This is a genomic window from Streptomyces sp. DS1-CR2, assembly GCF_055760475.1.
Map to the genome: position 1 here is coordinate 3,245,430 of NZ_CM147085.1, position 12,797 is coordinate 3,258,226.

9 protein-coding genes are annotated in these 12,797 nt (G+C 70.6%); 3 read left to right on the forward strand and 6 right to left on the reverse strand.

Features of this window, described 5'->3' with window-relative positions:
• Positions 1-293: 293 nt before the first annotated feature.
• Together dnaJ and hrcA are read right to left on the reverse strand one after the other, a co-directional pair.
• Positions 294-1,430, reverse strand: a complete 1,137-nt coding sequence (dnaJ, locus tag ACY0PA_RS16030; protein ID WP_266670426.1) for a molecular chaperone DnaJ — start codon at positions 1,428-1,430, stop codon at positions 294-296.
• On the reverse strand, positions 1,431-2,447 hold the full coding sequence (hrcA, locus tag ACY0PA_RS16035; protein WP_473085265.1) for a heat-inducible transcriptional repressor HrcA: 1,017 nt from the start codon (positions 2,445-2,447) through the stop codon (positions 1,431-1,433).
• Positions 2,448-2,568: 121 nt separating this feature from the next.
• Between hrcA and ACY0PA_RS16040 the strand changes: the two genes are divergently transcribed.
• Positions 2,569-3,300: an MBL fold metallo-hydrolase gene (locus tag ACY0PA_RS16040; protein ID WP_473085266.1), complete on the forward strand. Its 732-nt coding sequence runs from the start codon at positions 2,569-2,571 to the stop codon at positions 3,298-3,300.
• A 35-nt stretch (positions 3,301-3,335) separates the two neighbouring features.
• On the forward strand, positions 3,336-4,208 hold the full coding sequence (locus tag ACY0PA_RS16045) for a DUF3097 domain-containing protein (protein ID WP_473085267.1): 873 nt from the start codon (positions 3,336-3,338) through the stop codon (positions 4,206-4,208).
• A 13-nt stretch (positions 4,209-4,221) separates the two neighbouring features.
• On the opposite strand, the gene hemW is transcribed toward ACY0PA_RS16045, so the two are convergent.
• The 4 genes from hemW to lepA all read right to left on the reverse strand — a co-directional run bounded on the left by hemW (position 4,222) and on the right by lepA (position 12,236).
• Entirely contained in the window at positions 4,222-5,454 is a 1,233-nt protein-coding gene (gene hemW, locus ACY0PA_RS16050) for a radical SAM family heme chaperone HemW (RefSeq protein ID WP_453775392.1), read from the reverse strand.
• Between the two features lie 55 nt (positions 5,455-5,509).
• A complete protein-coding gene (locus ACY0PA_RS16055) occupies positions 5,510-7,462 on the reverse strand; it encodes a SpoIIE family protein phosphatase (RefSeq protein ID WP_473085268.1) in 1,953 nt (650 codons plus the stop codon).
• Positions 7,463-8,224: 762 nt separating this feature from the next.
• The gene (locus tag ACY0PA_RS16060; RefSeq protein ID WP_473085269.1) at positions 8,225-10,114 is read right to left on the reverse strand and encodes an AMP-dependent synthetase/ligase; all 1,890 of its coding nucleotides are present in this window, start codon (positions 10,112-10,114) and stop codon (positions 8,225-8,227) included.
• Between the two features lie 262 nt (positions 10,115-10,376).
• On the reverse strand, positions 10,377-12,236 hold the full coding sequence (lepA, locus tag ACY0PA_RS16065) for a translation elongation factor 4 (RefSeq protein ID WP_454400444.1): 1,860 nt from the start codon (positions 12,234-12,236) through the stop codon (positions 10,377-10,379).
• Between the two features lie 220 nt (positions 12,237-12,456).
• Here lepA and rpsT point away from each other — a divergent pair, with 220 nt between their 5' ends.
• Positions 12,457-12,723: a 30S ribosomal protein S20 gene (gene rpsT / locus ACY0PA_RS16070; protein ID WP_100594244.1), complete on the forward strand. Its 267-nt coding sequence runs from the start codon at positions 12,457-12,459 to the stop codon at positions 12,721-12,723.
• The last annotated feature ends 74 nt before the right edge of the window (positions 12,724-12,797 follow it).

Sequence of the window (12,797 nt, forward strand, 5' to 3'; positions counted from 1 at the left end):
CATCGGACCGAATCGGCCCTTCCGCGTGGCATGTGCCACGCGTGACGCGGGGGACCTGGTCCCTGCTTCTTGCTTACGCCGGCTCGGTCAGCGCCCGTTGAACGCATCCTTCAACCGCGAGAACAACCCCTGCTGCCCCGGCTGACTGTGCCTGCCCGGGAGACAACCCCCGGACCCCCGGCCGCCGGTCTCAGCGCCCGTTGAACGCATCCTTCAACCGCGAGAACAACCCCTGCTGCCCCGGCTGACTGTGCCTGCCCGGGAGACAACCCCCGGACCCCCGGCCGCCGGTCTCAGCGCCCGTTGAACGCATCCTTGAGCCGCGAGAACAACCCCTGCTGCCCCGGCTGGAACTGCCCGGTGGGCCGTTCCTCGCCGCGCAGCTTCGACAGCTCACGCAGTACCCGCTCCTGCTCCGGGTCCAGCTTGGTCGGCGTCAGGACCTCGACGTGCACGATGAGGTCACCGCGGCCGCCGCCGCGCAGGTGCGTGATGCCGCGCCCGTGCAGCGGGACCGACTGGCCGGACTGCGTGCCCGGCCGGATGTCGATCTCCTCCAGGCCGTCGAGCGTCTCCAGCGGCACCTTGGTGCCGAGCGCCGCGGCCGTCATCGGGATGGTGACGGTGCAGTGCAGATCGTCGCCGCGCCGCTGGAAGACGGGGTGCGGCAGCTCGTGGATCTCGACGTACAGGTCACCGGCGGGGCCACCGCCGGGGCCGACCTCGCCCTCGCCCGCGAGCTGGATCCGCGTCCCGTTGTCGACGCCCGCCGGGATCTTCACCGTGAGCGTGCGCCGCGAGCGGATGCGGCCGTCACCGGCGCACTCCGGGCACGGCGTCGGCACGACGGTGCCGAAGCCCTGGCACTGCGGGCACGGCCGCGACGTCATGACCTGGCCGAGGAAGGACCGCGTGACCTGGGACACCTCGCCGCGTCCGCGGCACATGTCGCAGGTCTGCGCGGACGTACCCGGCGCGGCACCCTCGCCGCTGCAGGTCGTACAGACGATGGCCGTGTCGACCTGAATGTCCTTGGTGGTCCCGAAGGCGGCCTCGTCCAGCTCGATCTCGAGCCGGATCATGGCGTCCTGGCCGCGGCGCGTGCGCGACCGGGGACCACGCTGGGACGCCGTTCCGAAGAACGCGTCCATGATGTCGGAGAAGTTCCCGAAGCCACCGGCGCCGAAGCCGCCGGCCCCGCCTCCGCCCGCCTGCGAGAGGGGGTCGCCGCCGAGGTCGTAGACCTGCTTCTTCTGCGGGTCCGACAACACCTCGTAGGCGGCGTTGATCTCCTTGAACCGCTCCTGTGTCTTCGGGTCCGGATTCACATCCGGGTGAAGCTCACGGGCCAGCCTGCGGAAGGCCTTCTTGATCTCGTCCTGGGAGGCGTCGCGGCGCACGCCGAGTACGGCGTAGTAGTCCGTGGCCACTTACGACTCCGCCAGGATCTGTCCGACGTAACGTGCCACTGCGCGTACTGCTCCCATCGTTCCCGGGTAATCCATGCGGGTCGGTCCGACCACGCCGAGTTTGGCGACTGCCTCGCTGCCCGAACCGTAGCCGACCGAGACCACGGAGGTGGAGCTGAGTCCCTCATGGGCGTTCTCGTGACCGATCCGTACGGCCATGCCCGAATCGTTAACCTCACCAAGGAGCTTGAGGAGCACGACCTGCTCCTCAAGGGCCTCGAGGACGGGCCGGATGGTGAGGGGAAAGTCATGTCCGAAGCGGGTGAGATTGGCGGTGCCGCCGATCATCAGCCGCTCCTCGGTCTCCTCGACGAGCGTCTCCAGGAGAGTGGAGAGCACCGTCGCGACCGTGCCGCGGTCCTCCGCGTCGAAGGACTCCGGCAGGTCCTGCACCAGCTGCGGGACGTCCGCGAAGCGGCGTCCCGCGACCCGGCTGTTGAGCCGGGCCCGCAGATCGGCGAGAGAGGTCTCGCCGAACGGCGCCGGGCAGTCGATCATCCGCTGCTCGACGCGGCCCGTGTCCGTGATCAGTACGAGCATCAGACGGGCGGCGGCGAGCGAGAGCAGCTCCACATGGCGCACGGTGGACCGCGTCAGGGACGGGTACTGCACCACGGCGACCTGCCGCGTCAGCTGCGCGAGCAGCCGCACGGTCCGGCCGACGACGTCGTCGAGGTCGACGGCGCCGTCGAGGAAGTTCTGGATGGCGCGGCGCTCGGGCCCCGTCATCGGCTTGACCGCCGTCAGCTTGTCCACGAACAGGCGGTACCCCTTGTCGGTGGGGATCCGCCCGGCGCTCGTGTGGGGCTGGGCGATGAAGCCCTCCTCCTCGAGCGCCGCCATGTCGTTGCGCACCGTCGCCGGTGAGACGCCGAGCCTGTGCCGCTCGGTGAGCGCCTTGGAGCCGACCGGCTCCTCGGTCCCCACGTAGTCCTGGACGATGGCGCGCAGCACTTCGAGCCTGCGTTCACTGAGCATTCGCGCGCACCTCCAGCTGTGTCGTCCGCGGCTGGCACTCGGTGCGGCCGAGTGCCAATGGTCTCCGGGTCAGTGTACGGCCGGTGGGTACGGGCCCGGCAAGGGCGCTAGCGTCGGACCCATGGACGACCTGGACTGGAATGAGGCGGGCTGGGAGGAGCTGTCCGCTCGGGCGGGGCGGATCCGGCTGCCGGGCTGGGACTGCACGACGGGCCTTGTGGTGGGCGACGGGGCGGCCTTGCTGATCGACACGGGTTCCTCACTTCGTGAGGGTGCGGCGCTGCGGGCGGACACCCGGCGCCTCATCGGGCCGCACGCGCGCGTGACGCATATCGCGCTGACGCACCCCCATTTCGACCATGTTCTGGGCACGGCGGCGTTCGCCGGGGTCGAGGTGTACGGCGCCGCGGGCATCGACACGGTGTTGATGCGGGGCCGCGACGAACTGCGGGCGTCCGCCGTCGCGCACGGCGTGCCGCACGAGGAGGCGGCCGATGCGGTGGACGTACTCGTCGTGCCGCACCACCGGGTGTGCGGGGAGTGGACGCTCGATCTGGGCGGCGGGCTCCAGGTGCTGCTCGCGAACGTGGGCCCGGCGCACAGCGGGCACGACCTGGCGGTCCTGGTGCCGGGCACGCCCGAGGTCGTCTTCTGCGGCGACCTGGTCGAGGAGTCGGGCGAGCCGCAGGCGGGCCGTGACGCGGTGCCGTCCCGTTGGCCGGCCGCTCTCGACCGGCTGCTGGAACTGGGCGGTGAAGACGCCGTGTACGTCCCCGGGCACGGAGCCGCGGTGAATGCGGAGTTTGTCCGTGCGCAGCGTGCCGCGCTGGCGGCGCGTTTCGGCGTGTCGTAACCGCACGGCCGTTCGCACTTCCTATCGTCTGCAGAATGCTCCCACCCGTCTCCCGCCACCACCCTTCCAACGAGGGCCCTTCGGTCCCGCAGCACCGCCTGTACTCCCCCGACTTCACCCCGCCCTGGAAGAAGCAGCAGGCCGCGCCCGAGGTGGCGGCGGACGTGGATCTCGTGGTCGAGGAGGTCACGACCGGGTTCTGCGGGGCGGTCGTCCGCTGCGAGAAGACGGCCCAGGGCCCGACGGTGACCCTGGAGGACCGCTTCGGCAAGCATCGGGTGTTCCCCATGGACCCGCGCGGCTTCCTGCTCGAAGGCCGGGTCGTCACCCTCGTACGTCCCGTGGCCGCAGCGCCCGCACGTCCCACGCGCACGGCCTCCGGGTCGGTCGCGGTCCCCGGGGCGCGGGCGCGGGTCGCGCGGGCCGGGCGCATCTATGTGGAGGGCCGGCACGACGCGGAGCTGGTGGAGCGGGTCTGGGGCGACGACCTGCGCATCGAGGGCGTGGTCGTGGAGTACCTGGAGGGCGTCGACGACCTGCCCGCGATCGTCGCCGAATTCGCTCCGGGGCCGGACGCGCGGCTCGGCGTCCTCGTCGACCATCTGGTGCCCGGCTCGAAGGAGTCACGGATCGCGGCGCAGGTCACCGGCGAGCACGCGCTGGTCGTCGGCCACCCCTACATCGACGTGTGGGAGGCCGTGAAGCCGTCGGCCGTGGGCATCCGGGCGTGGCCCCGGGTGCCGCGCGGCCAGGACTGGAAGACGGGCGTGTGCCGGGCGCTCGGCTGGCCCGAGAACACCGGCGCGGCCTGGCAGCACATCCTGTCGCGGGTGCACAGCTACCGCGACCTGGAGCCCGAACTCCTGGGCAGGGTCGAGGAGTTGATCGACTTCGTGACGCTGCCCTGACGGCTGTGCGGGCTCAGTCGACGAGGTCGCGGACGACCGCGTCGGCGAGGAGTCGGCCGCGCAGGGTGAGGACGGCGCGCCCGGACTCGTACGGGGCCGCTTCGAGCAGGCCGTCGGACAGGGCCCGGCCGGCGGCGGCGCGGCCCGCGGGCTTCAGGAGCGACAGCGGGCAGCCCTCCAGGAGGCGCAGCTCCAGCAGAATGCGCTCGACGCGCCGGTCCTCGTCCGAGAGGAGCTCGCGGCCGGCGCCGGGCGAACGTCCCTCGGCGAGGCGTCCGGCGTAGGCGCCCGGGTGCTTCACGTTCCACCAGCGCACCCCGCCGACGTGGCTGTGCGCGCCGGGGCCCGCGCCCCACCAGTCGGCGCCGCGCCAGTACAGCTCGTTGTGCAGGCAGCGCCCGGCGTCGGTGGTGGCCCAGTTCGACACCTCGTACCAGTCGAAGCCCGCCCCGCCGAGGACCTCGTCCGCGATCAGGTAGCGGTCCGCGTGGACGTCGTCGTCCGTCATCGGGACCTCGCCGCGGCGGATGCGCCGGGCGAGCTGGGTGCCCTCCTCGACGATCAGCGCGTACGCCGACACATGGTCGGGCCCGGCGCCGATGGCCGCCTCCAGCGAGGCCCGCCAGTCGTCGTCGCTCTCGCCGGGGGTGCCGTAGATCAGGTCGAGGTTGACGTGGTCGAAGCCCGCGGCGCGCGCCTCGGCGACGCAGGCCTCGGGGCGGCCGGGGGTGTGGGTGCGGTCGAGGATCTTCAGGACGTGCTGCCTGGCGCTCTGCATGCCGAAGGAGATCCGGTTGAAGCCGCCCTCGCGGAGGGTCTCCAGGTAGGCGGGGCCGACGGACTCGGGGTTGGCCTCCGTCGTCACCTCGGCGTCGGGCGCGAGCCCGAACTCGTCACGGATCGCCCCGAGCATGCGCACGAGGTCGTCGGCCGCGAGGAGCGTCGGAGTCCCGCCGCCGACGAACACGGTCCGCACCTGGCGCGGGTCGTCGCCGAGAACTTTGCGGGCGAGACGGACCTCGTCGACGAGGGTGTCTGCGTAGTTGTCACGCGAGGCGAGCACACCACCGGAGCCGCGCAGCTCGGTCGCGGTGTACGTGTTGAAGTCGCAGTAGCCGCAGCGCGTGGCGCAGTACGGGACATGCAGATAGAACCCGAGGGGCCGCTCCGCCGCCCCGGCCAGGGCGGAGGCGGGCAACGCGCCGTCATCGGGGACGGGCTCACCGTCGGGAAGTGCGGAAGGCATGGACCCATTGTCCCGCAGCCGCGAGGTGGTCCCCGCCGGTCGCGGCCGTGAGGTCTTACCGGGCCTGCAGTACCAGCAGTGCCAGGTCGTCGTCCGGTGGGCTTCCGGAGAATTCGTGGACCAGGCGTCTGATCCGTTCGGCGAGCAGAGGTGCGGTGAGGCCCGTGCAGCCGGCGAGGGCGTGGGAGAGGCCGTCGCCGTCGTCGAACTGGCGGTGCCCGTCCCGGCGCTCCGTCACCCCGTCCGTGACGCACAGGAGGGTGTCGCCGTCGTGGAGGACGAGGCTCTCGCTGGCATAGCCGGGATCGTCGACGACGCCGAGGAGCACCTGGGGCTCGGCGGCGCACTCGATCAGGCCGTCGGGCCGCAGCAGGAGCGGCAGCGGGTGTCCGGCACAGGCCAGCGTGCAGCGCATCCCGTCCTCGGTGGGCACCAGCTCCCCGTAGAGCAAGGAGAGGAAGCGGGGCGCGCCCTCGGGTGTGAGGCCCTGGCCGCCCGCAGCGGCGAGCGCGCGGGCCGCCGCGTCGGCCGCCTCCGTGGCGTCGTCGAGGAGAAGCCGGTTGAGCCGGTCGAGGACCTCGGCGACCTGGTAACCCTCGCGGGCGAGCAGCCGCAGCCAGGGCCGGGCGAGGCCGATGACGACGGCTGCCTCGGGGCCCTTTCCCTGGACGTCGCCGAGCGCGAAGCACCAGCGGCCGTCGCCGGCGGGGAACACGTCGTAGAAATCGCCGCCGGGGCCGCCCGCGTCGTGCGGCTCGTACACGAGCGCGGACTCGATGCCGGGGATCTGCGCCACGGCGGAAGGCAGCAGCCCGCGCTGGAGGATGCGGCTGATGGTGGCCTGCCGGGTGTAGCGGCGCGCCGCGCTGACGGCGAGGGCGACGCGGCGGGCGAAGTCCTCGACGAGGCCGGTGACCTCGTCGGGGAAGCGCGTCAGGCCGGCCCGTCCGATGAGGAGGGTGCCCACCGCGCGACCGCCCGTGCTGAGGCGGTAGGCGAGCGCGGCGCCGGCCGGGTCGCCGCCGAGGCTCTCGAAGGGCCACGGCACAGGGACGGCCGCGCTGCGCGCCGCGTCGGTGAGCTGCGGCGGGTCCTTCTCAAGGATCTTGCGGAGCTCCTCCATGCGGTTCTCGCTGGTGTGCCAGACGCGGGCGAGGCGGGGCGTGGCGAGGGCGCCGGTGCCGCGGCCCGCGCGGTCGGCGGCGCCCCGGTCGGGCCTGCCGTCCTCGTCGTCGAGCCAGACGGCGCACCAGTCGGCCATGCGCGGCACCAGCATCTGTCCGGCGAGTGAGGCGACCTGGTCCTCGTCGAGCTGTCCGGCGAGCAGGTCGGAGGCCTCGGCGAGGAAGGAGAGCGCGCCGCGGTTGACCCAGTCCTGGTCGTGGGGGAAGCGGCGCGGCGTGGGAGCCAGTATGTCCGCGGCGCGCAGCCCGCGCTGAAAGGTTCTTGCGCCGGGGTACGCCTCGGGGTCGTCACCGCGCCGCTCGGCTTCGTCGACGGGGAGGCGGGCCCAGACGGTCTTGGTGCCGGGCTGGTACGTGATGCCCCAGGCGTCGCAGAGCGAGGCCACGAGGCGCAGCCCACGCCCGCACTCGGGAGTGTCGGGGCCCGTGTCGATGCGGTCGCTGCGGACGGCGCGGGCGGGGTGATGGTCGGAGACCTCGATGACGAGGGCGGCGGGCTCGCACGCGCCGTCCGGGTCGTCGGTGTGCCCGGTTTCGAGGCGGCACAGCAGCTCGACATTGGTGCCGGCGTGGACCACGGCGTTCGTGACGAGTTCGCTGAGTACGACCACGGCGTCGTCGGTGAGCCGGTCGCCGCCGCCGGACGCGGCGGTCAGGCCGAGCTCGGCCCAGTCGGCGAGAGCACCCCGTACGAAGCGGCGCGCCGCAGCCGGGGCCAGCGGGTTTCCGGGCAGCGAGGTCCGCACGACGGCCGGTGCTCCCGGGGGACGGGAGGGCTCGTCGGTGGCGTACGTGGTCTCCCGTTGCATCGGAATGGACCCCACGGTGCGGCTCCTGAGCAGTTCGGGCAAAGACGCCTCAGGCGACACGGACAGAGTGACAGACCGGCCCCATCCATAAGCACCGAGTTACCGAAGTGGGCCACCTTGAGCGCGAACAGTGCTACGTGTGTTCAGGATCCGGGCCGCATCGAGGCCACCGAACTGCGTGCGCTTCTCGCCGCGATGACGTCGGCGCGGGACGGCGACTTCACCAAGGCCGCATGGCGCTGCGGGCGGGAATGCCCGGCTTCAAGGCCGGGCGTGAGGCGAGCCCGAGCCTGGACTGCACCAGGCGTGGCTTCGGTCTCAAAGGCGGCCGCCTGCACCTGGGGGGCGGCCTCGCGCTGAGCGTGGTGCGGTCGCCCTCGCGCCGAGCGTGGCGTGGTCGCCGGCGGCCCCCCGTTAATGTTTTCGGCGGTCTCCTGCAAGAGGGCCGCTGGCCTCCGGGCCCGGCATGACTGTGTCCCCCTGCACCGCAGGACCCAGCAGCTGGAACGCACGCCGGCCCGCGGGCAGCGCCAGTTCGATGCGCCGACTTCACGAAGGGAGTCGCTCGAGCGCCACTTGGCTCAGGACGCCCACCCCGACGCGAGCGACCTGAGCCACCACATCCACATCACAGAGATGAAGGAGACGCCGCGCAACATGAGGCGCCCCTGACGGGGCGCGGGGCTGTGTCTGTATGCGGCTCCGCCGAGCGGGCGCGATCAGTCACAGACTCCCCGCACCCGCCCCACCGAGCCAAGACCGGCAGACGAAAGGCGCTCACGCCTCGCGAGAGCCGGCGTACATCTCGTCGATCAGGTGCCCGTACTCACGCTCGACGACCGGCCGCTTCAGCTTCAGGCTCGGGGTCAGCTCGCCGTGCTCGATGTCGAGGTCGCGCGGCAGGAGCTTGAACTTCTTGATGGTCTGCCACTTCTGGAGGCTCAGGTTGAGCTCCTTGACGTAGCCCTCGACCAGTTCGACCGTGGCGGGGGCCGCGACCACATCGGCGTACGACGTGCCCTCCAGGCCGTTTTCCTTGGCCCACGCCAGGATGGACGGCTCGTCGAGAGCGATGAGAGCCGTGCAGAAGTTCCGGTCGGCGCCGTGCACCAGGATGTTCGAGACGTACGGGCAGACGGCCTTGAACTGACCCTCGACCTCGGCGGGCGCGATGTACTTGCCGCCCGACGTCTTGATCAAGTCCTTCTTGCGGTCGGTGATCTTGAGGTAGCCGTCGGGCGACAGCTCACCGATGTCGCCGGTGTGGAACCAGCCGTCGGACTCCAGGACCTCGGTCGTCTTCTCGGGCAGCCCGTGGTAGCCCTGCATGACGCCGGGGCCGCGCAGCAGGATCTCGCCGTCGTCCGCGATCCGCACCTCCGTGCCGGGGAGCGGCTTGCCGACCGTGCCGGTGCGGTACGCCTCACCGGGGTTGACGAAGGACGCGGCGGAGGTCTCCGTGAGGCCGTAGCCCTCCAGGATGTGCACGCCCGCGCCGGCGAAGAAGTAGCCGATGTCGGGGGCGAGCGCGGCGGAGCCGGAGACACAGGCGCGCAGCCGGCCGCCGAACGCCTCACGCAGCTTGGAGTAGACGAGCGCGTCGGCGACCTTGTGCTTGGCGCCGAGCGAGAACGGCACGCTGGCCGTGCCGGTCCTGCGGAAGTTGTCCTGGCTGACCTTCGCGTACTCGCGCGCGACCTCGGCCGCCCACTGGAAGATCTTGTACTTGGCGCCGCCGCCGGCCCGCGCCTTGGCCGCGACCCCGTTGTAGACCTTCTCGAAGATGCGCGGCACCGCGGCCATGTAGGTCGGCTGCACGACGGGCAGGTTCTCGATGATCTTGTCCACGCGGCCGTCGACGGCGGTGACGTGCCCGACCTCGATCTGCCCGGATGTGAGGACCTTGCCGAAGACGTGCGCGAGGGGCAGCCACAGGTACTGCACGTCGTCCGGGCCGAGCAGGCCGGTCGAGGCGATGGCCTTCGCCATGTACGACCAGTTGTCCTGCGGGAGGCGCACGCCCTTGGGCCGGCCGGTGGTGCCGGAGGTGTAGATCAGGGTCGCGAGCTGGTCCGCGGTGATCGCGCCGACCTTTTCCTTGATCAGGTCCGGGTTCTTCTCCAGGTGGGCGGCGCCGCGCTTCTCCAGGTCGGCGAGCGTGAGCACCCAGCCCTCGGGGTCCGCGGCGTCCGGCTCGACCCCGGCCTCGTCGATGACGACGACATGCGCGAGGTCGGGCAGGTCGGCCCGGCGCTCGCGGGCCTTGGCCAGCTGGGCCGCGTCCTCGGCGATCAGGATCTTGCTGTCCGAGTCCGCGAGGATGAACCCCGACTCCTCGGCGTTGGTCTGCGGGTACACGGTGGTCGTGGCGGCGCCCGCGCACAGGATGCCGAGGTCGGCCAGGATCCACTCGACCCGCGTGGAGGAGGCGAGCGCGACCCGCTCCTCCGGCTGGACGCCGAGCTCGATGAGGCCGGCCGCGATGGCGTAGACCCGCGTCGAGGCCTGCGCCCAGCTCAGCGACTTCCACTCCTCGGGGCCCTCACCGGAGGCCGATGGCACCGGATAGCGGTAGGCCTCGGTATCGGGCGTGGCCGCCACGCGCTCCAGGAAGAGGGCCGCCACGGACGGCGGACGGTTCTCGATCAGGGTCTGTGTGTCGCTCACGACGTCCTCCGGGGGCACGCGACAGTGCGGCGAGACTGGGCGCGGCTGGCTGTTGGCGGCTGTTGTTTAACTGGCGAGTAACTACCGAGCAGTGATCAGAGTAGAGCGCAGTCGCCCGGTGCGTAAGGGGCCGCAGCCTGTCACTTCTTGTCGACAGCCGCTGTACACACAGCCCCCACAAAAGGCCCGCACAACACTGCCGGGAAATCAAGAGGCCCGCCGCACTGACGCGCGACGGGCCCCGGGACTGCTATGACGCAGCCTACTTCTTCTTCGAGCCGCTGTCGTCGCTGGAGAGCACGGCGATGAAGGCTTCCTGCGGCACCTCGACGGAGCCGACCATCTTCATGCGCTTCTTGCCCTCCTTCTGCTTCTCGAGCAGCTTGCGCTTACGGGAGATGTCACCGCCGTAGCACTTGGCGAGGACATCCTTGCGGATGGCGCGGATCGTCTCCCGGGCGATGACCCGGGAGCCGATGGCGGCCTGGATCGGCACCTCGAAGGCCTGCCGCGGGATGAGCTCGCGCAGCTTGGCGACCAGCCGCACGCCGTACGCGTACGCCGCGTCCTTGTGCGTGACCGCGGAGAAGGCGTCGACCTTGTCGCCGTGCAGCAGGATGTCGACCTTGACCAGGCTGGAGTCCTGCTCGCCGGTGGGCTCGTAGTCCAGGGACGCGTAGCCGCGCGTCTTGGACTTCAGCTGGTCGAAGAAGTCGAAGACGATCTCCGCGAGCGGCAGCGTGTAGCGGATCTCGACGCGGTCCTCGGAGAGGTAGTCCATGCCGAGCAGCGTGCCGCGGCGGGTCTGGCAGAGCTCCATGATCGAGCCGATGAACTCGCTGGGGGCGAGGATCGTGGCCCGTACGACGGGCTCGAAGACCTTGTCGATCTTGCCTTCGGGGAACTCGCTCGGGTTGGTGACCGTGTGCTCGGTGCCGTCCTCCATGGCCACGCGGTAGACCACGTTGGGCGCGGTGGCGATGAGGTCGAGCCCGAACTCGCGCTCCAGGCGCTCACGGATCACGTCGAGGTGGAGCAGGCCGAGGAAGCCGACGCGGAAGCCGAAGCCGAGGGCGGCCGAGGTCTCCGGCTCGTAGACGAGCGCGGCGTCGTTGAGCTGCAGCTTGTCGAGGGCCTCGCGCAGGTCCGGGTACTCCGAGCCGTCCAGCGGATAAAGGCCCGAGAAGACCATCGGCTTCGGGTCCTTGTAGCCGCCGAGCGCCACGGTGGCGCCGTTGTGCAGGGAGGTGATCGTGTCACCGACCTTGGACTGACGGACGTCCTTCACGCCGGTGATGATGTAGCCCACCTCACCGACGCCGATGCCGTCGGCCGAGGTCATCTCCGGCGAGGAGACCCCGATCTCCAGGAGCTCGTGGGTGGCGCCGGTGGACATCATCCGGATCCGCTCACGCTTGTTGAGCTGGCCGTCGACGACTCGTACGTACGTCACGACGCCGCGGTAGGAGTCGTACACGGAGTCGAAGATCATCGCTCGCGCGGGCGCGTCGGCGACGCCGACCGGGGCCGGGATCTCGGCGACGACCTTGTCGAGCAGCGCCTCGACGCCCATGCCGGTCTTCGCGGAGACCTTCAGCACGTCCTCCGGCTCGCAGCCGATGAGGTTCGCGAGCTCCTCGGAGAACTTCTCGGGCTGGGCGGCCGGCAGGTCGATCTTGTTGAGAACCGGGATGATCTTGAGGTCGTTCTCCATCGCCAGATAGAGGTTGGCGAGAGTCTGCGCCTCGATGCCCTGGGCCGCGTCGACGAGCAGGACCGTGCCCTCACAGGCCGCGAGCGACCGCGAGACCTCGTATGTGAAGTCCACGTGCCCCGGGGTGTCGATCATGTTGAGGATGTGGGTTTTGCCCGGGTCCTCGCTCGGGGCCCAGGGCAGCCGCACCGCCTGGGACTTGATCGTGATGCCGCGCTCGCGCTCGATGTCCATCCGGTCGAGGTACTGAGCACGCATCTGCCGCTGCTCGACCACACCGGTCAGCTGGAGCATCCGGTCGGCGAGCGTGGACTTGCCGTGGTCGATGTGCGCGATGATGCAGAAATTGCGGATCAGAGCCGGGGCAGTACGGCTCGGCTCGGGCACATTGTTAGGGGTCGCGGGCACGCAGGGTCCTGTCTCTTGAGGCGCCTGTCGCCTCGGGTCGGATCTATACGTAGGTTCCATGGTCCCACGGACGCGGGACTGCGCCCGGTTTGGGCCGCTCGGAGCACGGCTGGTACCGTTGACAGCTGTGTCTCATGCCCTCTCGGCACGAGGCACCTCAAGAGAAATCACCGGCACGTGGGCGTGAGCTCGCGTGCCTGAACCTGAAAAGGCTCATTTCGTGGCGAACATCAAGTCCCAGATCAAGCGGATCAAGACCAACGAGAAGGCTCGTCAGCGCAACAAGGCTGTCAAGTCCTCCCTCAAGACCGCGATCCGCAAGGCCCGCGAGGCCGTTGCCGCGGGTGACACCCAGAAGGCCGAGGAGCTGACGCGCGAGGCTTCGCGCAAGCTCGACAAGGCCGTCTCCAAGGGCGTCATCCACAAGAACCAGGCCGCCAACAAGAAGTCGGCGCTTGCTTCCAAGGCTTCCTCCCTCAAGGGCTGAGTACCCACTCCCTCACGGGACGGGCACTCCTTTGATGTGAACGCCGGACGGACCCGAGCGGGCCCTCTCTCTCC